The sequence below is a fragment of the uncultured Anaerococcus sp. genome, assembly GCF_947253225.1.
In the GTDB taxonomy this organism is placed as follows: Bacteria; Bacillota; Clostridia; order Tissierellales; family Peptoniphilaceae; genus Anaerococcus.
The window spans coordinates 34063-54654 of record NZ_CAMXYR010000003.1; the positions used below are offsets into that span (position 1 = coordinate 34063).

At 38.4% G+C, this 20592-nt stretch carries 14 protein-coding genes and 1 other annotated feature; of the genes, 5 read left to right on the forward strand and 9 right to left on the reverse strand.

From position 1 onward, the window contains the following. Nucleotides 1-60 precede the first annotated feature (60 nt). Entirely contained in the window at nucleotides 61-492 is a 432-nt protein-coding gene (gene msrB / locus Q0W95_RS00895) for a peptide-methionine (R)-S-oxide reductase MsrB (RefSeq protein ID WP_297788672.1), read from the forward strand. A gap of 449 nt (nucleotides 493-941) precedes the next feature. On the opposite strand, the gene Q0W95_RS00900 is transcribed toward msrB, so the two are convergent. The 6 genes from Q0W95_RS00900 to uvrB all read right to left on the reverse strand — a co-directional run bounded on the left by Q0W95_RS00900 (nucleotide 942) and on the right by uvrB (nucleotide 10683). Continuing rightward, nucleotides 942-1757: a class C sortase gene (locus Q0W95_RS00900; protein WP_297788675.1), complete on the reverse strand. Its 816-nt coding sequence runs from the start codon at nucleotides 1755-1757 to the stop codon at nucleotides 942-944. A 16-nt stretch (nucleotides 1758-1773) separates the two neighbouring features. Then, nucleotides 1774-2649 (reverse strand): class C sortase, encoded by an 876-nt coding sequence (locus Q0W95_RS00905; RefSeq protein WP_297788677.1) that lies wholly within the window; start codon nucleotides 2647-2649, stop codon nucleotides 1774-1776. Further along, complete coding sequence (locus Q0W95_RS00910; RefSeq protein ID WP_297788680.1) at nucleotides 2639-3589, reverse strand: class C sortase; 951 nt, start codon at nucleotides 3587-3589, stop codon at nucleotides 2639-2641. The genes Q0W95_RS00905 and Q0W95_RS00910 overlap by 11 nt, the downstream gene beginning before the upstream one ends. A gap of 57 nt (nucleotides 3590-3646) precedes the next feature. Further along, nucleotides 3647-5419 carry a SpaA isopeptide-forming pilin-related protein gene (locus Q0W95_RS00915; protein ID WP_297788683.1) on the reverse strand — a complete coding sequence of 591 codons (1773 nt, stop codon included), beginning with the start codon at nucleotides 5417-5419 and terminating at the stop codon, nucleotides 3647-3649. Between the two features lie 477 nt (nucleotides 5420-5896). Then, nucleotides 5897-8716 carry an excinuclease ABC subunit UvrA gene (gene uvrA / locus Q0W95_RS00920; protein WP_297788686.1) on the reverse strand — a complete coding sequence of 940 codons (2820 nt, stop codon included), beginning with the start codon at nucleotides 8714-8716 and terminating at the stop codon, nucleotides 5897-5899. Next, entirely contained in the window at nucleotides 8713-10683 is a 1971-nt protein-coding gene (gene uvrB / locus Q0W95_RS00925) for an excinuclease ABC subunit UvrB (RefSeq protein ID WP_297788689.1), read from the reverse strand. The genes uvrA and uvrB overlap by 4 nt, the downstream gene beginning before the upstream one ends. Nucleotides 10684-10868: 185 nt before the next feature. Here uvrB and Q0W95_RS00930 point away from each other — a divergent pair, with 185 nt between their 5' ends. The 4 genes from Q0W95_RS00930 (at nucleotide 10869) to Q0W95_RS00945 (ending at nucleotide 14597) form a co-directional block, all read left to right on the forward strand. Continuing rightward, nucleotides 10869-11171, forward strand: a complete 303-nt coding sequence (locus tag Q0W95_RS00930) for a metalloregulator ArsR/SmtB family transcription factor (protein WP_297788692.1) — start codon at nucleotides 10869-10871, stop codon at nucleotides 11169-11171. A gap of 9 nt (nucleotides 11172-11180) precedes the next feature. Further along, nucleotides 11181-11405 (forward strand): heavy metal-associated domain-containing protein, encoded by a 225-nt coding sequence (locus Q0W95_RS00935; protein ID WP_297788695.1) that lies wholly within the window; start codon nucleotides 11181-11183, stop codon nucleotides 11403-11405. 4 nt (nucleotides 11406-11409) lie between these two features. Next, nucleotides 11410-13254, forward strand: a complete 1845-nt coding sequence (locus tag Q0W95_RS00940; protein WP_297788698.1) for a heavy metal translocating P-type ATPase — start codon at nucleotides 11410-11412, stop codon at nucleotides 13252-13254. A gap of 122 nt (nucleotides 13255-13376) precedes the next feature. After that, nucleotides 13377-14597: a diphosphate--fructose-6-phosphate 1-phosphotransferase gene (locus Q0W95_RS00945; RefSeq protein ID WP_297788700.1), complete on the forward strand. Its 1221-nt coding sequence runs from the start codon at nucleotides 13377-13379 to the stop codon at nucleotides 14595-14597. Between the two features lie 281 nt (nucleotides 14598-14878). On the opposite strand, the gene Q0W95_RS00950 is transcribed toward Q0W95_RS00945, so the two are convergent. The 3 genes from Q0W95_RS00950 to Q0W95_RS00960 form a co-directional block, all read right to left on the reverse strand. Continuing rightward, nucleotides 14879-16303: a 6-phospho-beta-glucosidase gene (locus Q0W95_RS00950; RefSeq protein WP_297788703.1), complete on the reverse strand. Its 1425-nt coding sequence runs from the start codon at nucleotides 16301-16303 to the stop codon at nucleotides 14879-14881. A gap of 131 nt (nucleotides 16304-16434) precedes the next feature. Continuing rightward, entirely contained in the window at nucleotides 16435-17778 is a 1344-nt protein-coding gene (brnQ, locus tag Q0W95_RS00955; RefSeq protein WP_297788706.1) for a branched-chain amino acid transport system II carrier protein, read from the reverse strand. Between the two features lie 65 nt (nucleotides 17779-17843). Then, nucleotides 17844-18071: a binding site (T-box leader), on the reverse strand. 399 nt (nucleotides 18072-18470) lie between these two features. Continuing rightward, nucleotides 18471-20588 carry a glycoside hydrolase family 3 N-terminal domain-containing protein gene (locus Q0W95_RS00960; protein ID WP_297788709.1) on the reverse strand — a complete coding sequence of 706 codons (2118 nt, stop codon included), beginning with the start codon at nucleotides 20586-20588 and terminating at the stop codon, nucleotides 18471-18473. Nucleotides 20589-20592 lie beyond the last annotated feature (4 nt).

Sequence of the window (20592 nt, forward strand, 5' to 3'; positions counted from 1 at the left end):
CTTTATTATACTATTTAATTTTAAGGTACTTTGGGTATTTATAAAAAGTAAGGAGAATTTATGACTGATTTTGATAAAATAAAAGAAAATTTAAGCGATATTTCCTACAGGGTAACTCAGGAAAATGCAACAGAAAGACCTTTTTCCAGTCCTTATGATGATTTCTATGAAGATGGAATCTATGTGGATATAGTTAGTGGTGAGGCACTTTTCGCATCAATTGACAAGTACGACGCTGGTTGTGGGTGGCCATCCTTTACCAGACCCATTGATGGCAGGATGGTCTACGAAAAAACCGACCTAAGCCATGGCATGGTAAGAACTGAAGTCAGAAGCAAAGGGGCGGATAGCCACCTAGGTCATGTTTTCCCAGATGGTCCTGTCGAAGATGGAGGTTTAAGATATTGCATAAATGGTGCAAGCCTACGCTTTATCCCCAAGGATAAGTTAGAAGAAGAAGGCTATGGCAAGTATTTAGTTCTATTTGATTGAAAAAAGCTCCCAAAATCTGGGAGCTAGTTTAACTTTATTATCTCTGTATTTTATATTTTTAATAACCCAGCTTTAAGCCTTGTTTTTTAAAATCTCATGGCTTGTAGGGTTTTTTTATAAGTAAGCTTATTTTCTCTCAAAGTAATTTATAATCATCTTTCCTAGAATCTTAATTATTGCAAAAAACTTCCTATAAACCTAGATACATCTTCCCTAGCTCTTATATTCCAATATTATTGATATTTGTATAAGGATTTTTACAGGATAAGCCCTAAAAAATAGCAAAGTCTACCTAAATATCTTCCTCAAAATAAAAATCCAAGTTTAACAACCAATAATCCTGTAAAGCTCAAAATAGATATTTATTCTTACAAAGCCCCAAAGAAAAAGCAGATGAATTTTAGTTTTCATCTACTTTCCTATATCCTAGGCTCTTAAATAGAGCTTTCTTATTTTATTCTCAATCTTTGGACAAATCTACCTACTACAACAACCAATAGGATACTACCGACTATAGCACCGACTAGATAGAAAGTCTTGGCTCTTTTGGCAGACTTTGCCACACTACCCTTGGCAATTTTTATCTCTTCATCTTTACTAGCTTGGACTTCGTCCTTGTCATATCTTATGCAGTTGACAAGAAGTCTATCAGGTCTAGGTGGATAGAAAGGGTGGCAGGTAAGAAGGGTTAGGATATCTTCATCCCCTCTTTTTTCTAGCCTATCCCAATCATAAGGTCCTATTACTTCCTTGTCACTTACCTTGTAGTGGAGAGTCTTTCCAGCTCTTTTTACATAGACATCATCTCCTTTTACAAGGTCATTGATGAAAAGAAACATATCATCTCCCCACCAGTCCCTATGCCCTGCTATTACAGACCTTGTGCCCTTGCCACCTACAGGAATACTCGTTCCCTCAACTTGGGCAACTCCAATAGAAATATGGTAAAGACTTGCATCCAAATAGATAGGCAAGTTCTTGCCAAGCTTAGGAATGACCAGATAAGCAAAAATTTCATCAGAATTTTTGAAATAGTTGTAGGAATTTTTGTTATCATTTGTTGTGAAAGGGTCAAGGATGCTGGTGTCTGATTTTTTAACCAAGTCGTTATATTTTTTTGCTGCTTCATTTTCATCAGCTATTTCCTTGGCTGTCCTTTGAGCTTGTGCCTTATCAAATTCTTCCATCCTCTTATCATAAGCAAGGTCATTTATGGTTCTTTTGGCAAGGGGGAAGGTTATAAAACCAAGACCAAGTATAATCATCAAATATCCTAAAATGCTAATCTTCGTCAATTTTAAATGTTTTTTCAATATTTTCCACCTCTCTTCTAAGCCTGATTGACCTTCTTTTCTCCCTAGTTGATACTACAATTAGAAAGGCCAAAATTGGCATAAGGATTAGTAAAAGTTGCATGAAATCTGGTCTAAACCTTGGCGTGTTGGCTATACCATCATCGATGGCTGTTTGGTAGGGAATCCTATAGCCTCTTACCAAAAGTCTGTGGGAGTTAATCATGTAAGGAGTACAAGTAAGAAGGGTAGCATAGTCCTTACCTGCTTCCACAAGGATTGGTTCAAAATTGCTAGGCTCAACTACCATTATCCTATCAACCCTGTAGGCTAGGGTTCCTTGAATATTGTGAATATAGAAAATATCTCCTTCAACCAATTGGTCAAGATACCTAAACATCACAGCCTCTGGAAGCCCCCTGTGAGCTGTGATAACTGTGTGAGTCGAAGCTCCTCCTACTGGAAGAGAAGTTCCCTCCAAGTGGCCTGCACCTTTTTGGAGAACCTCTTCACTCGTTCCTGCATAGATTGGCAAATCTTGGTTAATCTTTGGTATTTCAACGTGACCGATCATCTCATTGACTTCAAGCATATGGGCATAGTAGGCACGAGCCTCTTGGGTTTTTTTATTGTAGGGATCTGAAATCTTGGATGGGTCTAGGGTCTGGTTATAAATCCTTGCAAGCTCCATCCTCTTGTTCATTTCCTTTTCATCAATATCCTTGCTCTGCTTGACAAACTCGACAATCTCATCTTGCGATTTCAATTCGTAATATTTTTGAGAAATCATAGGATAGGAGAAGATTAGAAGTCCTATAAGAAAGATTAGACCAAATTTTAATTTATCCTTCAAATTAGTCCTCATCTTCTGACACCTCTGATTGACCGCTAGCAGTCACTTCTTCTTGCCTTTTCTTAATATCTTCAATTTTCTTAAAGTATCTCTTGTTGTCCCTTCTTAGCTTGATTAGATAAATTATTAGGATAATTATTAGAAGTAGGGCTATAAAGAATAGGATTCTAAAGATCCAGTTGGCCTTGGTTGTCCTAATCAATTCTTCATCAACAGCTGGCACATATGGAACCCTATGACCCCTAACGATTAGCCTATGGGAGTTAATCATTATTGGTGTGCAAGTTAGAAGGGTTACATAATCATGGCCTGGTTCAATTAGAAGGTCGGAGAAGTTAGTTGGTTCTATAACCTTTTTTTGGTCAACTTGATAGGCGATAATCTCTTTTATGTTGTGTATATAGAATTTATCTCCGATTTCTAGTTCATTTAGGTGGGTAAAGAGGGTAGCCTCTGGCAGACCTGAGTGGGCAGTAAGAACTGCATGGGTTGAGTTTCCTCCTATTGGAAGAGAAGTTCCCTCCAAGTGACCTACACCTTTTTGCAAGACTTCTTCTGATGTACCTGCATAGATTGGAAGGTCTTGGTTGATTTTTGGTATCTCAACGTGACCAATCATCTCGTGGACTTCAAGCATTCTCGCATACTCTGCCCTACCTGCTTCTTTTTTCTTCTCGGAATATGGATCTTCAGATACGACATTGTTCAAAGATTCGTTATAGGCACGGGCAAGTCCCATCCTTCTTTCGATTTCTTCTGTTGCAAGTTTGTCAACACCCTCAGAAAAGACTGCTACTTGATTGTTGGACTCAATCCTATAATAGAGCCTACTAACCAAGGGATACAGAGCCACCATAAAGCCCAAAAGGAAAACAAGTCTAAATAACCACTTGGCCTTCCTACTGGGTTTTTTTCTTATTTTCTTTTTCTTATTTTTCTTAAAAATAGCCATCTAATTTTCCTTTACAAGCAAAATAGATACGATAAAGCACCGCATCTATTCTCTCAATTAAGCTCTTTTTACTTTCATATCTTGGTTTCTTACAATAGCGAACCCACTTGCTATAAGAATAAGGCCTGTAGCGAAGAATACTAAGATTCTAATATCACCAGTCTTAACAAGAGGTCCTCGTGGTCCTCTAGTTGGTGGAGTTGGAGGAACTTTCCCCTTTTTATTAGTTATAACTAGCTCAGCTTCAGCCAAAGATGAACCATTGATTTCAAATTCTATCGGAGAATTATCTATCACATACTCACCTGGTACAGAAATTTCCTTGAGATAGTAGGTTCCAAATTTAAGATCTCTTACTTCGAACCTACCATTTTCATCAGATTCTACTACATATTTTTTGCCATCTTTTTCTACATCGACAAACTTATCACCAAGCTTTTGGCTAAGCTTAAACTTAGCTCCCTTGATTTTTACCCTAGTATCATCGGCATCAACTTTGACGAACTTACGACCGCCCTTTTCTTCTTTCTTGCCCTTGGGCTTAACATTTATGATGTGGAGGAAGTCTTGGACTTTGACTTCATTTCCATTTTCATCTTTTTGGGTGTAATAAATTACTCCATTTTCATCTACATTAAATTCATATTTTTGACTAGACTTTTCATAACCTGCTGGAGCTTCTTTTTCCAAGAAATAATAGCCCTCGCCTTTTTTCATATCTCCCAAAAAGATAAGACCATCCTTGTCAGTAACAACTTCTGGACTTCCTTTTTCATCAAGGAGATAACCATACCCATACTTTTTGGTATCTTTGCTGAAATTTAGCTTCTTGCCTTCCTTGGTATAGACTTCAAAAACAACGCCTTCAAGAGCCTTTCCATTATCGTCAGTCTTCTTGGTAAAAGGGATTCTCTCGTTCTTAACCCTTACTTCCTTGCCATCCTCTACAGTAAAGTCCTCACCCTTGATATTAGCATTTTTGTTATTATCATATTCCCCACTAGCCTTAATTTCCTTGAAATAGTAGCTTGGACCTTCTGGCAAATCGCTCACTTCAATCTTTCCATCAGTATTGGTTTTAAGGACTGGAACATAAGCTTCAGTAATCTTATCAGCTGTAGGTTTATACTTATAAACTCCAGCCGACCCTTCTACAGAAACAAGCTCATCCTTTAAGCCTGTATCATCAACCTTCTTATAAAGCCTGAAACTTACCTTATCAAGCCTTACAGCTTCATTTCTTGAGTCAGTCTTAATCAAAGTTATTTTTTTGCTAGGAACTTCCATCTCACTTTTCATAGAAATAGCAAGAAGGCCATCTTTCATGTTCTTATTAGGAATTTCTACAAGGTTAGTAACTAATTTTTGAGACTTGCCACTTTCTATCCTTTTCGCCATCCTAGCTAGGGATTCTTTACTTTCCTTAATAAGATAATAAGATTTTTCACCCTTTTCTTGAACTAGAGGAATTTCTATTACTTCCTTTGAAATTGTTTCATCTAGGACAGACTCCTTGCTCAACTGACCCTTATATTTAAGTTCAGCATCAATCTTATCTTCATCATCAATTTCATCAAAGTGTTTGGCAGTTTTTAGGATATCTCCTTCAATAAGATTTTCTTTTGATAACTTCCATATTTTGACAGTTCTCTTGCTAGATTTGCCTGTTTTTTCCAAAACATCTATCAAAAGTCTAATAGTATATTTTTCTCCATCAGCAGGTGAACTTTCCTTGGCAGCTACTGAAATTTTTGGCAAAAATAGTATATGCACAAGCATAAGAACTGGCAGTAAGAGTGCAAGTATCCTCGATTTATACTCCCTTTTCATAATTCCTCCTAGGTAATATTTTAGTAAAATTCTAAATGTATTAAGTAATTTCTTGTATGTAAGCAAAGGCAAAGACCCTCTTTTGTAAGGGTTTATTGAGAAATATTAGTTTCTTAAATATCTATAATAAATCTCTACTTTTCATTATTATTATAACATAGTTTGCTAAACAATACCACAAAAAACTAGTAAGTTTGTAGCTTTTCTTAGATATATTTCTCGAATTACTTATTTCTAAATATTTTACCCAAATATGAGATGAAATTTACTTTTAACCCTAAAAGCTTGTGCAAAATAGTTACTTGTTTTAGAACTCGCCAAAAAACTGTAAGCTACCAATATAAAATTGCTATGCATTTTTTATTTATTTTCTGTCCTTATATTTGCTAGGTCAAAATTTATAAAAATAAAGAGCGTTTATAAAGCAAATTTTTTTACCTTATCTCCGCTCTTAGTTAAGCCTAGTTTTAGTCTTGGTTATTTAGTTAGGATTTTCTTTAGGTATTGACCTGTGTAGGATTGTTTAACCTTAGCGATTTCTTCTGGCGTGCCAGTGGCGACTAGCTTTCCACCCCCATCACCACCCTCTGGTCCCAGGTCGATTAGGTTGTCTGATACCTTGATTACATCGAGATTGTGTTCAATTACTACAACTGTATTATCTTGGTCTACTAGCCTATTTAGAACATCTATAAGCTTGTGGACATCTGCCATGTGAAGACCTGTCGTCGGTTCATCTAGGATGTAGAGAGTTTTTCCTGTCGATACCTTGGCAAGCTCTGTGGCAAGTTTTACCCTTTGAGCCTCACCTCCAGATAATTCTGTGGATGGCTGACCGATTTTTATATAACCAAGGCCTACATCATAAAGGGTTTGGAGTTTTCTTACTATGGTTGGGTGATTTTGGAAGAACTCTATTCCCTCTTCTACAGTCATATCTAGGACATCTGATATATCCTTGCCCTTGTATTTGACTTCAAGAGTTTCTCTGTTGTATCTCTTACCGTGGCAGACCTCACAAGGCACATAGACATCTGGTAGAAACATCATATCAACCTTGATTGTTCCATCTCCCTTGCAGGCTTCACACCTTCCTCCTTTGACGTTAAAGGAGAATCTTCCCTTGTCGTAGCCTTTCATTTTAGCTTCGTTGGTCATGGCGAAGACATCTCTTATGGCATCAAAGACCTTAGTATAGGTAGCTGGGTTTGAACGAGGAGTCCTACCTATTGGGGATTGGTCGATAGCTATTACCTTATCAATCTTATCAAGGCCAATTATCTCCTTGTGCTTGCCTGGTCTAATCTTAGTCTTGTTGATTTTTTTCGTGGCTGCCTTGTAGAGAATTTCATTTACTAGAGAAGACTTACCAGAACCTGACACGCCTGTAACTGTAGTAAGGGTGCCTAGAGGGATTTTCACATTGATGTTTTTGAGGTTGTTAGCTCCTGCTCCTTTGATTTCTATAAAGTCGTCTGACTTCCTTCTTTCTTTAGGAACAGGGATTTTCTTCCTTCCTGCTAGGTAGTCTCCTGTTATGGATCTTTTTTCTGCCATAATATCATCAAGGCTACCCTTGGCTACAATTTCTCCCCCATGGATGCCCGCCTTTGGCCCGATATCGACAATGTAGTCGGCCTCTCTCATTGTATCTTCGTCATGTTCTACAATAATCAAAGTGTTTCCTATATCGGTTAGGTTTCTTAGGGATGCTATCAATTTGTCGTTATCCCTTTGGTGTAGGCCAATGGATGGCTCATCCAAGACATAGCAAACCCCAACTAGGCCCGAACCTATTTGAGTAGCAAGTCTTATCCTTTGGCTTTCCCCACCTGACAAGGTTCCAGCCGCCCTATTTAGGGTAAGGTAGCTTAGACCTACATCATTTAGGAAGGAAAGTCTTGCCTTGATTTCCTTGATAATAAGCTCAGCGATTTTTATTTTCATTTCTGAAAGCTCAAGATTTTCAAAAAACTCTACGGACTTTTCTACAGAAAGTCTAGTTAGGTCGGATATATTTTTATCTCCTACTTTGATTGCAAGAACTTCAGGTTTTAGCCTATCTCCATGGCAAGTTTCGCACTCTTCCTCTGACATATATTCTCTAAATTTTTTCTTTTGGGCATCTGAATTGGTTCTTTGGTAACGGTCAAAGAGATTTTTGATTGCCCCCTCGAAAGGACCTGTATATCTCTTTCTTCCAGAAAAATGGCTATCAAAAACAAAAGAAAGATCGTAGGATGTACCCTTTAAGATATCATCGATCATCTTCTTTGGAGCATCCTTGATAGGCTTATCATAAGAAAAGTCGTAATGGTCAGCTATGGCTCTAACTACTTCATAATAATAGGACCCCTTGGTTGATGTTGCGTAGCAATCTATGGCTCCCTCGTTGATTGATAGATTGTAGTCGGGAATTACCAAGTCCTTATCGATTTGGAGGTGAAAGCCTAGACCATTACAATCAGGACACATTCCAATCGGTGCGTTGAAGGAGAACATATTTGGGCTTATTTCAGCTAGGCTAACATGGCCTTCTGGACAAGCAAGCTTGGATGAAAAAAGAATTGGGTCTTTGCCGATTACATCTACTAGGAGCAGGCCATCGGCAAGTCCCAGGGCTGTTTCTATAGAATCAGCAAGCCTTGCCTCTATGCCTTCCTTGACCACAATCCTATCCACAATTACAGATATATCGTGTTTTTGGGTTTTCTTTAGGTCAATCTCTTCTTCCAAATCATAACGAGTGCCGTCAATCATTACCCTCACAAAACCGTCCTTTTGGATGTTTTCTAGGGCTTTTTTGTGGCTACCCTTTTTGCCTCTAATTACTGGAGCAAGAATTTGTATTTTGGTTTTTTCTTCCATCTCCATAATCTTATCTACCATCTGGTCAACCGTCTGAGCCTCAATCGGTTTTCCACATACTGGGCAGTAGGCATCTCCAATTCTTGCATACAAAAGCCTGTAATAATCGTAAATCTCTGTAACAGTTGCCACAGTTGACCTAGGGTTTCTGTTGGTTGTCTTTTGGTCTATTGAAATTGATGGGGAAAGTCCCTCGATAGAGTCAACATCCGGTTTGTCTAGGTTTCCTAAAAATTGTCTAGCATAAGATGAAAGACTTTCTACATATCTCCTCTGACCTTCTGCATAGATTGTATCAAAGGCAAGAGTAGACTTACCAGACCCAGAAAGTCCTGTAAATACAATCATCTTATCCCTCGGCAAAGTTAGGTCAACATTCTTTAAATTGTTGGTCCTCGCTCCTTTTATTATAATATCGTGTTCTGTCAACTAAGCACTCCTGTAAAATTCTCTTTCATGTTCTTGATTTGGTCACGAAGGTTGGCTGCTCTTTCAAAGTCAAGCTCTTCGGCTGCCTTATACATCTCAGCCTCCATATTAATCAAGATTGTTTCTATATCATCTTTGCTAAATTCTTCAATCTCTTCTTCTTCGTTTTTCTTGGTGATTTGGATAATCTCGCCTATATTTTTCTTGATAGTAGTTGGAGTTATTCCATTTTTCTCATTGAAATCTTCTTGAATCTTCCTACGGCGTTCAGTTTCATCAATAGCCTTTTGCATGGACTTGGTAATCTTATCTCCATACATTATCACCCTACCTTCGGAGTTTCGGGCAGCCCTACCTATGGTTTGGATGAGGGAGGTTTCTGAACGTAGAAAGCCCTCCTTGTCTGCATCAAGGATAGCGATTAGGGAAACTTCTGGTATATCAAGTCCTTCACGGAGGAGGTTGATACCAACAAGAACATCAAATTCTCCCAGACGGAGCTCTCTTATTATCTCACTTCTTTCGATTGTTTTAATATCTGAATGGAGGTATTTTACCTTAATTCCATTTTCAGTTAGGTAGGTTGTCAAGTCCTCTGCCATCTTCTTGGTAAGGGTCGTAACAAGGACTCTTTCCTTCTTGGCAATAGTCTTGTGGACTTCCTCGATAAGGTCGTCAATCTGATTTGCTGTCGGTCTAACTTCTATAATAGGATCAAGCAGACCCGTTGGTCTTATGATTTGCTCGACCATCTTGCCATGAGTTTTTTCCATCTCATAAGGACCAGGTGTTGCAGAAACATAGATAGCTTGCTTGATAAGCTTCTCAAACTCATCAAATTTGAGTGGTCTATTATCTAGGGCAGAAGGTAGCCTAAAGCCAAAATCAACTAAGTTTTGCTTACGGGACCTATCTCCCTCATACATACCTCCAACTTGGGGAATAGAAACGTGGGATTCGTCCACCATTAGGACAAAATCTTCTGGGAAATAATCTATCAAGGTATAAGGTCTAGACCCTGCTGGTCTTTGGCTTAAATGTCTTGAATAGTTCTCTATCCCCGAACAAAAGCCAATCTCCCTAAGCATCTCTATATCATACTTAGTCCTTTGCTCCAGCCTTTGGGCCTCTAAGAGCTTATTTTCCTTATTTAACTCAGCTAATCTTTCCTCAAGTTCCTCTTCTATAGAGACAATAGCTTTCTCGGTTTTCTCGCTAGATGTAGCGTAGTGACTGGCAGGATAAATATAAGCGTGGCTAATTCTTGCTGTTACCTTGCCAGTTAGAGAATCAAACTCAGATATCTGATCTATTTCATCTCCAAAAAACTCAAATCTTATAGCCTTTTGGTCAAAACCTGCAGGGAAAACATCTAGGATATCCCCCCTACGTCTAAAGGTTCCACGAGTAAATTCAACGTCATTTCTCACATATTGAACGTCAATGAGCTTTCTCATCACATCTTCTGGACTGATTTCCTGACCAGGTCTAAGAGAAACTACAAGCTTTTGATACTCTATAGGATCTCCCAAACCATAAATACAAGAAACACTAGCAACAATAATTACATCTCTCCTCTCGAAAAGTGCCATAGTTGCTGAGTGTCTCATCTTATCAATCTCATCATTGATGGAAGAATCCTTGGCTATATAGGTGTCAGTTGCTGCCACATAGGCCTCTGGCTGATAGTAATCATAGTAAGAAACAAAATATTCCACAGCATTGTCTGGGAAAAAATCCTTGAACTCCGTAAAAAGTTGGTAGGCCAAGGTCTTGTTGTGGGCAAGGACAAGAGTTGGTCTTTGAACATTTTGGATGATATTTGCCATGGTAAAGGTCTTGCCCGAACCTGTTACGCCACGAAGAATTTGGTGGTGGCAACCATCCTCAATCCCCTTGGATAATTTTTCTATAGCTTGGGGTTGGTCTCCCCTCGGTTTGTATTCTGAATTTAATTGAAATTTCATAAAAACTTCTTTCTATATATAAATAATAACTATGAGCTTGTTATATAAATATACTAATTTAGCCCTAGATTTCAATTCTTAGTAAAAAGCTTGCCTATGCTTTTAATCCTTTAAAAAAATATTGACATCGCTATTATATATGATATAATATTCATATGAATAATTGTTCATATGAAAGGAGTGGCATGGATAAAAATTTAAGAAATATAGATGAAACAACTCTGATTGACCTTGCCGATTTGTTCAAGGTTTTCTCAGACTCTACTAGAATGAAGATAATGTATAGGCTCTTTGATGGAGAAGTCAGTGTAGGAGATATAGCTACAAACCTTGATATGAGCCAGTCAGCCATCTCCCACCAACTCAAATACCTAAAAGAGACAAATCTTGTCAAAAGCAAGAGAGATGGCAAGAGCATTCTCTACTATTTGGCAGATGACCATGTGAAAATTATTATTAAAACTGGACTTGAACACATAGAAGAATAAGGAGATATTATGAAAAAGAAATTTAAGATAGAAGGACTACTTTGCGCTAACTGTGGCAACAAAATTGAAAGTGAAATTAAGAACTTGGATGGGGTAAATGACGCAAATATTTCAGTTCTTACAGAAAAAGTTAAGCTTGACCTAGCTGATGATGCCAATGTGGAAGAAATTCTCGCCCAAGCAAACAAGATTGCCGATAAAATTGAGCCAGGTTCAAGGATTATAGCTGGGTAAGTATATGCTTAAAAATATGACCGATGCCCACAAACAGACTCTCCTCAACCTCATCGCCATTGGGCTACTCGCAACGGTTTTGGAGCTTTCATCAAGATTTTTCTTCTTGGGAGCTTTGAGAAAATGGGGATTTTTCCTCCTTTACATAATCTCTTCCAAGGAAGTCTTGCTGAAGGCTTTTAAAAATCTCAAGAGGGGTTCTGCCCTTGATGAGAACTTCCTTATGGCGATTGCAACTATAACTGCAATTATAATCGGGGAATACCTTGAAGCTGTTGCAGTTATGCTCTTCTACTCTTTTGGAGAACTTTTTGAGGAAATTGCTACCCACAAGTCAAGGGAGAATATCAAAAGCCTTCTTGACCTTGTGCCTGATGTAGCCAGACGTGTATTGGAAAATGGGCAAACCGAGGAAGTCGACCTTGACGATATAGAAGTCGGAGATATCCTCCTTGTTCGTGATGGTGAAAAAATCGGTGTAGATGGCAAGGTCGTAGAAGGAAGTGCCAGCCTTGATACTTCATCTATCACAGGAGAATCTATGCCAGTAGAGGTTGAAGTTGGAGATGAAGTTATATCTTCCTCCCTAGTCAACCAAGGTATAATTAAAATCATGGCTTTAAAGGAATTTGATGATTCAGTTGCGGCAAAAATTATGGAGTTAATAGAAGACTCTGCCTCCTCTAAATCAGATAGCGAAAAATTCATCTCAAAATTCGCAAAGATTTATACCCCAATAGTGGTTGCTTTTGCCATCCTTCTTGGAATTATCCCTCCCCTATTTTGGGGTGGCGTATGGCAAGACTACCTCCTTCGTGCAGCGACCTTCTTGGTTCTCTCCTGCCCTTGTGCCTTGGTGCTTTCAGTGCCCCTATCTTTTATGTCAGGGCTTGGACTTGCAAGCGAAAATGGAATTTTAATCAAGGGTAGCCAATACTTTGAAAGTCTAGCTAAGGCGGATGTCCTTCTTACAGACAAAACTGGAACTCTCACAACGGGTAAGTTCGCCATCCGAGATATCCAAATCGAAGAAGGTTTTGATAGAGATGAAGTCCTCGATTACCTCTATAATATCGAGCTAATGTCAACCCACCCTATAGCTAAGGGAATAGTTAAAAACCTAAATCGTCCTGCCAACAAAAAACTATTTACTGAGCTTGTTAATGAAAAAGGCTTGGGTGTTTGTGCAAAAACTACAGCTGGCAAGGAAGTAAAGGTTGGTTCTAGTAAGTACATCAATCTTACAGAAACCTCTTCTCGTGCCATCTACATGGCAATAGATGGCAAATTGTGTGCGAGCGTCTTTGTAGAAGATGAAATAAAAAATGGGGCCAAGAGAACCCTTACCAAGCTTAAAAAAATCTTCAAAGAGATTGCCATAGTTTCTGGAGATAGTCAAAAAGCCGTTGGAGAAACTGCCCAAAAGCTTGGACTTACTAAGTTTTATGCAGAAGTTATGCCTGATGAAAAGCTAAGGATTATGAAAACTTACCAAGCAAATGGACATCCATGTATCTTTGTTGGAGATGGGATAAATGATGCACCTGTCCTCAAAAATGCAGATGTGGGGATTTCTATGGGAGATACAGCGAGTGATCTGGCTATAGAATCATCCGATATCCTAATAACTAACGGAGAATTTAGTCAGCTTGCTAGGCTTATGAAAATAGCTGAGCTTACCAACTCTACAGTGAGGGAAAATATCATCTTCATCATGATTGTCAAAATCCTAATCCTAATCCTAGGTCTTTTAGGTCATGCCAATATGTGGATGGCCGTAGGAGGAGATGTTGGAGTATCAATAGTTTCCATCCTTTGGGCTATGAGAATTTTAAAAAAGAAAATATAATTTTAGCTGAGATATAAGCTATCTCAGCTTTTTTTGTCAAAATTTTTAACTATTGCCCAGATTTTTGATATAATGTTAGGGATAGTAATATAAGCTTAAATTTGCTTAATAAGGAGAAATTTATGAATTGTATAGTAGCTCAATCAGGTGGTCCAACAAGTGTGATAAACTCGTCCCTTGCTGGTGTAATCCAGGCAGGAATCGACAATGATTTTGACAAAATTTACCTAAGTCTAAATGGTATAGAGGGCATCCTCCATAGGAATATTAGAGAAGTTGATAAGGATAAGTTTGAGAAAAATAAGGCCAAAGACAGACTTATGGCTCGTCCATCATCCATCCTCGGTTCTTGTAGGTTTAAACTTCCCAAGGATATAGATGATGAAATCTATAGAAAGATTTTCGCCTTCCTCAAGGAAAAAGAAATAAATGTCTTTGTCTATATCGGGGGCAATGACTCTATGGATACAGTCAAAAAGCTAAATGAATACATCCAAAAATACAAGATTGAAGATATCAACGTTGTTGGTTGTCCAAAAACAATTGATAACGACCTAAATGGCATGGATCACTCACCAGGTTTTGGGTCAGCTGCCAAATACATAGCCCACACCCTAAGAAATATCAGAAACGATGTCGATATCTACGACCTAGAGTCTGTAACAATTGTTGAAATCATGGGCAGACACGCAGGTTGGCTCGCAGCCTCATCCCTTCTTGCCAATCACAAGATGGACAAGGATTTGGTAAATCTCGTCTACGTTCCAGAAATTAACAAGTCTATCGAAGAAATAGTTGCTGATATTAAAGAAGAGATGAAGGCAGAAAAAAACCTAATCATAGCTATGGCAGAAGGCTTTAGAGATAGGGACTCCTACCTAGACAAACAAATGTTCACCAACTCAGATGATGGATTCAACCACCCAATCATAAGCGGAGTTGCCCAAAGGCTCGCCGACTATCTAAGAGAAAAACTTGGCGTAAAAGCTAGGGCTGTCGAGCTAAACATAGTCCAGAGGACTGCCTCAACCATCTCAAAAACTGACACAGAAGAGGCCTTCAAGCTTGGCTACAAGGCCCTAAGTCTTGGCATCAACCAAACCAACCTCATCCCAGTTCTTAGGAGAAAAGAGAGCCAAGTTTACGAAATTTTCTACACAGAAGTCGAACCCGACCTTATCGCCAACAAGGAAATGAAAATCCCAGAAACATGGCTTGCTGACAAAAATACCTTCCAAGAAAAAATGATGGCCTACGCCCTTCCACTAATCCAAGGCGAACTCGGTCAAAGCTTCGAATCAGGCATGCCAGTCTATGTAAATCTTTGTGATTTTACCAAATAAAAAGGATGCTTAAAATTTATTAATAGTAATTGTCCCATCATCATAAAACCCTCCCAATTTTAGCTAAGCTAGTCAAGCTAGGTTAGGTATTTTAAAAATCTGGGGACTTGGACTTAACCATAAGTCCAAGCCTTATGATGGGACAATTTATTAATTTTAAATCATCCTTTTTTAATTTACTTTATCCAAGGCGAGAGTTTTAGTTTACGAAGCCTAATAAGACTTCTACAAAAAACTCTGATTTTCTCCCTAGACCAAGTAGTTTATCCTATAATTATCTTCTAGTCCAAGTCTTCTCCATTAGAGGCTATGACTTTCTTGTACCAATAAAAAGATTTCTTCCTAGTTCTCCTTAGGCTCCCTTTCCCAAAATCATCACAATCCACATAGATAAACCCATACCTCTTGCTCATCTGTCCCGTACTTGCAGAAACAAGGTCGATTGGACCCCAAGTTGTGTAGCCAAAAAGGTCTACCCCATCAATCTCCACTGCATCTTTCATATTTTTGATATGCTCTCTTAGGTAGGCTATCCTGTAGGCATCATCTACATAACCATTTTCATCAGCCACATCTCTAGCCCCTAACCCATTTTCAACGACAAAAATCGGTTTTTGGTACCTATCATAAATCTCATTTAGGGTTGTCCTAAAACCAAGAGCATCTACCTGCCAGCCCCACTCGGTTCTTTGAAGGTAGGGATTGTCAATAGTTTTCTGTAAATTCGACTTAGAAAGGGCCACCTTCTTATCACTTGTTACAGTCTTTGTCGTGTAATAAGAAATCGAAATAAAATCAACAGTGTTTTCCCTCAAGATTTTCTTATCTTCATCGGTAATTTCAGGCAAGATTCCCTTTTTCTCAAGCTCTCTAAGCTTGTAGGTTGGATAATATCCCCTAACTTGGACATCAGTAAAGAAATAATTATCTCTGGCTACCTTTTGAGCTTCAAAAACATCCTCAGGCTTGCAAGTTGCTGGATAAATCACTCCTGAATTAAGCATACAACCGACTTTTATAGTAGGATCAATTTCATGGGCGATTTTTGTGGCATAGGCACTAGCAAGAAATTCATTGTGGATAGCCTGATACATGGCTTCTTCTTGATTTTCTCCATCCTTAAATGAGAGTCCAGCTCCCATAAAGGGTGCTGCTAGAATCATATTTATTTCATTGAAAGTCAGATAATACTTAACCTTTCCCTTAAATCTTTCAATGATTGTCCTAACAAAATTTTTATAAAAACCAACAACTTTCCTACTTCTCCAACCTCCATACTTTTCGCAAAGGTTCATAGGAAAATCAAAATGAGTTATGGTAATAAGTGGTTCAATCCCATGCTTTAAACATTCATCAATCAGATTTTCATAAAATTCTAGCCCCTTTTCATTAGGACTTAGCTCATCTCCTTTAGGAAAAATCCTAGTCCAAGCTATAGAAAACCTATAGACCTTAAATCCCATCTCAGCAAAAAGACCTATGTCCTCCTTGTAGTGGTGGTACATATCTATGGCTGTTTTTGCTGGGTAGAAATTTTTGTCATCAAAGTCGTAAGCTTCTTTCTGGCCTGTAATTACTGGAACCCTATCCTCACCTACTGGACAGAGGTCTACATTGGCAAGCCCCCTCCCATCAAGGTCAAAGGCTCCCTCACATTGGTTGGCAGCAGTAGCTCCTCCCCACAAAAAATTTTTCCTAAATGTCATAACAACTCCTTTTCTTTATTAACGCAAGTCCTATGCTTTTCTATAACTACCATACCACAAATACAAGTTTATTAGCATAAAAAAAGTGCCCCAAGTTTCACAACTTATGAGGGCACTCCTATTTATAAAATTTACAATTCTTCCCTAGCTTGGTTAAGCTCGACAAAGATACCAACAACCTTGACTAGCAAGCTCGTAAATACCAAAACAAAGAGGCTTGGAAGTAGCCAAGATAGACCTTCTTCGTAAAGAGGAAGAGCCTTTAGGATATTACCTACAAGGCCTAAGTTTAGCTTAAAAGTCTTTATAAGAACTTCTATAAATGGCAAGACTACTGCAACTGATGCTGTTAATAGGTAGCTTTCCTTGGTATATCTTACATAATCGTGGCTTATGCCCATAACTATCAAAACTAGGGCTACAGGATAGATTATTTGCAAGAGGGGTACAGAAAAGGCTAGTAGCTTGTTCAAGCCAAAGTTCGCCATTATGAAAGAGAATAAAGTCCATATGCAAACCCAAGTTCTGTATGATAATTTGTTATTAAATAGCTTTTCAAAATAAGACCCACCACTTGTTATAAGACCTACACAAGTTGTAAGGCAAGCTAGAGTGAAGATAAAGGCAAGAAGAATTAAGCCAAAGTTTCCAAAAGACAACCTAACTGCTTCAGTTAAGACTTCTGCCCCATTTTCATAGCCTTGGAACTTCCCAGATCCAATCATTCCTACACTTGCAAGCATGGCATAGACTACAAAGAGGACAGAACCTGCAAGCAAACCTGCCTTTACTCCATACTTGGTAACTTCTTTCTCATCAGTAACCCCGAAACGTCTTACAGCCTGAGCAATTACAAAGCCAAAGTTTAGGGCAGCTACAGCATCCATAGTATCATAGCCTGCCAAAAATCCCTTAGTAACTGGAGCTTTTAGGTAGTCGCCACTTGGAGCTGCTACAGCCTTATCCATAGTTACAACCCTTAAAAACATCAAAGCTATCAAAAGCAAGAGAGCTGGAGTTAGGTATTTACCGACTCTTTCCACAAGCTTATTTGGTTTAAGGCAGATGGTTAAAGCTATGGCAAAAAATACTAAAGTATAAACAAGCCTTGCAAGACTAAGGTTGATGCTTACTGGTATATATGGAGCTATAGCCATCTCAAAAGGCACAGACCCTGCTCTAGGTATCCCAAGTCCAGGTCCTATGGATAGGTAGATAGCTGTTGTAAACACAACAGAAAACAAAGGACCCACCCTATTAGATAAGTTTGATAGACCATTAGTCTTGCCCACTACTATTGAACCCATAACAGGGAATAAAACAGCGGTAACACTAAAGGCTAATAAAGAAACAAAAGTAGCACTTCCTGCTAGATTTCCCAAAAGAGGTGGGAAAATCAAATTGCCCGCTCCAAAAAACAAGCCAAAGAGCATTATGCTAACTTGTAAGAATTCACTTCTAGTCAATTTTTTCATTATTTCCTCCCAAAATTTAATACAACAATACTTATCCATCAAAAAAGTCCCTTGTCTAATCTTAGACAAAGGACGAAAATTTCCGCGTTACCACCTTTATTCTTATATAAAATAAGCAGCTCAAGCATCCAACAATGCAGGGTTTCGATAACGCCAACCATGGCGACACATCCTACTTGGTTCAGACATGCAAAAGAAAAATGATTTTCGTACCTACTTCCGAGATTGGATCCCACCAGCTACCAACTCTCTGAGCTCATCCATAAGCCTACTCTTTTTTTCGTAATTTTTATAAATAATTATTGTTGAATATATTATAAGGTCAATAAGGAACTTTGTCAAATATTTTTTCAATAAAAATACATATGATTTTATATATTTCATCACAAGCTTTTGTATGCCACCCCTTACATAGTCATAGACTCTCTCCTTGGGAATAGCGTATAACTATTATATCCCTAATAAAGTCTAAATTCTTATGGCTATTAGCTTGTGAAATTATCATAATAATTTATAGGTGAAATTTATAAAGATAAAAGCCCCTAGCCCTAGAAGCTCCTCTTAGAAAAAGTCATAAAGGACAGGCTTTAAATCATAGACAATCCAAAGTCTCGGCTTGGCCCTTGATTTTTCCTAAACTTCCAAGGCTTGGGGCTTTCAATATTCATAATTTTAAGGGATGCTATAAGAAGTTAATATCCCAGACCAAAACCTAGTTTGTATTCATTTCCACACTCATCCTTGTAGGCGTAGGTCCTTCCTTCAGGCATGTACTTGTCTTTATCATAACCTGGGACATCGTTAGGACTTATGCAGATTCCTTCTTCATCTACTGCTATAGCTTCTTCTCCCTTAGGAAAGGTGAATGGGAGTCTACCTGTTGGGGAGTATTTTCCTGTTAGTATATCCATCTGGGCTGATGAAAGAGTTTCAAAGTGGGCTAGGAGGGCATCTGCTTTTTCTTCTGCTTTTCCTAAAAGCCAAGGCATGGTTGAGTTTACAGTTATTATTAGTTTCGCTCCATTTTTATCAGCAATTTTTCTGTATTCATCAAGCTTTCCTATATTTGCTACTGTTGTCTCGGTGTATTCACTGCCATCTGTTGCCTTGTTGGTTTTGTTTTCACAAAGGTCAAGTTCAAGAAGACCTGGAGTTGCTGAGAAGTAGTTGCCTGATTTTGGTGTGATTTGGACAAAGATATATTCTGCATCCTCAACATCTTCAACTATTTCTATATCTTTCCTATCTCTTAGCTCTCCGATGGTTTCTTTTCTGAAGGTCTCTGCCTTTTCTTCTTCCTTGTGGAGGAAGTCTATATAAACTTTTGCCTTATCCTTCATTGGTAGGGTCTTGTCCTTGTTTTTTAATAAAACTACTGAACGTTGGTGGGCAGAGTAGGCTTTTTTCTTATTTTCTATATCTGCTACAAAGTCTTTTGCCCTTTGTGGGTCAACGTAGGTTTTATCGTCAAATAAACCTAGGTCAAACATTTCTGTTAGCAGTCTAATATTTGCTTCAATTAGCCTTTCTCTTGTTATTTTTCCTTCATCATAGGCCTTGATTATCCATTCCACTTCATTGGTATCGGAAATTAGGTCAACTCCGTTGTTGATAGCACAGGCTGCACGGTCTTGTTTATCTAGGTGCATCATCCCCCAAGCCATGTTATCTAGGATTCCTGAATCTGAGTTGATGTAGCCCTTAAAGCCCATTTCTCCTCTTAGGATGTCTTGGATAAAGTATTTGTTAAAGGCAAAACCTACTGGTTCAAAAGGAATTTTTTCTCCCTTATAGTTTTGAACTGCTGATTTGTCGTGGGCAGGTATTGAATAGTAAGGCATGATTGATGAAACTTTTTTCTCTGCTGCTGCCTTAAATGGTGGAAGATGGTATTTTTCAAGGGAGCCAGGAGTCCTATAAACATTGAATTTACCTTCTTTATAGTGAGGGTCGAAGCCATTTTCCCTAGCTCCACCTCCAGGGAAGTGTTTCATAGTTAAGGCTACAGATTCGCTATTTAGTTCATCTCCTTGGAAGGCTTCGATTAGGTCTTCACCAGCCTTGGTTATTAATTCTACATCCTCTCCCAAGGTTCCGTAAAATCTTTGCCATCTTGGATCTGTTGCTGTATCAATCATATACATATAGCCTTTTCTTAGCCCAGAATATTTCCACTCATCTCTTGCAATTTCTCCAAATTCCTTGAAGATTGAGTATTCATAATCTCCATCTGGATGGTAGTTTCTTGCCTTATCTCCAAGGTAGGCTGCTGCAAGACCTAGGGTTGATGGGTATGTTGTAAATACACCAACTGCATCGTTCATACCGAAGGTTCTTTCTGCATTTTCATTTCTTGAGTTTGATGCTATTATTACTGGAATACCAAGTCTTGAGCTTTCTGCAACTTCGTTCATAGCATTTGTCCACTTAGCTATTTCCTCCTCAGAGAAGTTATCTCTTAGGATGAAGTGGCGTAGGTTTTTGTTGAGTATATGTCCTGTTGAACCGTGGTTTACTTGTCCTATAAAAATATTTGTATCTTCGTAAACTTCTTCATCAAGCAGACCATCATAGCTTGTTTTTTCCTTATCTTCTTGGGCAAGACCCATTCTTTGGGACTTGATCATCATGTTTCCAGCTAGCTCTTCTATAGTCATCCTATAGGCTAGGTCCTTGGCACGAACGCTTGATGGAAGTCTCCAATCTTCGTAAGGATCCAAAACTCCATTCCCATTTAGGTCCTTAAATTCCAAACCCTCATTTTGGATGAGTTTCTTATTTCTTACCTCTAATTTTAATTGTCTATCCATATTT

Coding starts and splice junctions, on each gene's coding strand:
- Q0W95_RS00950 (WP_297788703.1), bottom strand. CDS start 16,303: ATGACATTTAGGAAAAATTTTTTGTGGGGAGGAGCTACTGCTGCCAAC.
- uvrB (WP_297788689.1), bottom strand. CDS start 10,683: ATGAAATTTCAATTAAATTCAGAATACAAACCGAGGGGAGACCAACCC.
- brnQ (WP_297788706.1), bottom strand. CDS start 17,778: ATGAAAAAATTGACTAGAAGTGAATTCTTACAAGTTAGCATAATGCTC.
- Q0W95_RS00930 (WP_297788692.1), top strand. CDS start 10,869: ATGGATAAAAATTTAAGAAATATAGATGAAACAACTCTGATTGACCTT.
- Q0W95_RS00935 (WP_297788695.1), top strand. CDS start 11,181: ATGAAAAAGAAATTTAAGATAGAAGGACTACTTTGCGCTAACTGTGGC.
- Q0W95_RS00910 (WP_297788680.1), bottom strand. CDS start 3,589: ATGGCTATTTTTAAGAAAAATAAGAAAAAGAAAATAAGAAAAAAACCC.
- Q0W95_RS00960 (WP_297788709.1), bottom strand. CDS start 20,588: ATGGATAGACAATTAAAATTAGAGGTAAGAAATAAGAAACTCATCCAA.
- Q0W95_RS00900 (WP_297788675.1), bottom strand. CDS start 1,757: ATGATTATACTTGGTCTTGGTTTTATAACCTTCCCCCTTGCCAAAAGA.
- msrB (WP_297788672.1), top strand. CDS start 61: ATGACTGATTTTGATAAAATAAAAGAAAATTTAAGCGATATTTCCTAC.
- Q0W95_RS00915 (WP_297788683.1), bottom strand. CDS start 5,419: ATGAAAAGGGAGTATAAATCGAGGATACTTGCACTCTTACTGCCAGTT.
- Q0W95_RS00945 (WP_297788700.1), top strand. CDS start 13,377: ATGAATTGTATAGTAGCTCAATCAGGTGGTCCAACAAGTGTGATAAAC.
- Q0W95_RS00905 (WP_297788677.1), bottom strand. CDS start 2,649: ATGAGGACTAATTTGAAGGATAAATTAAAATTTGGTCTAATCTTTCTT.
- Q0W95_RS00940 (WP_297788698.1), top strand. CDS start 11,410: ATGCTTAAAAATATGACCGATGCCCACAAACAGACTCTCCTCAACCTC.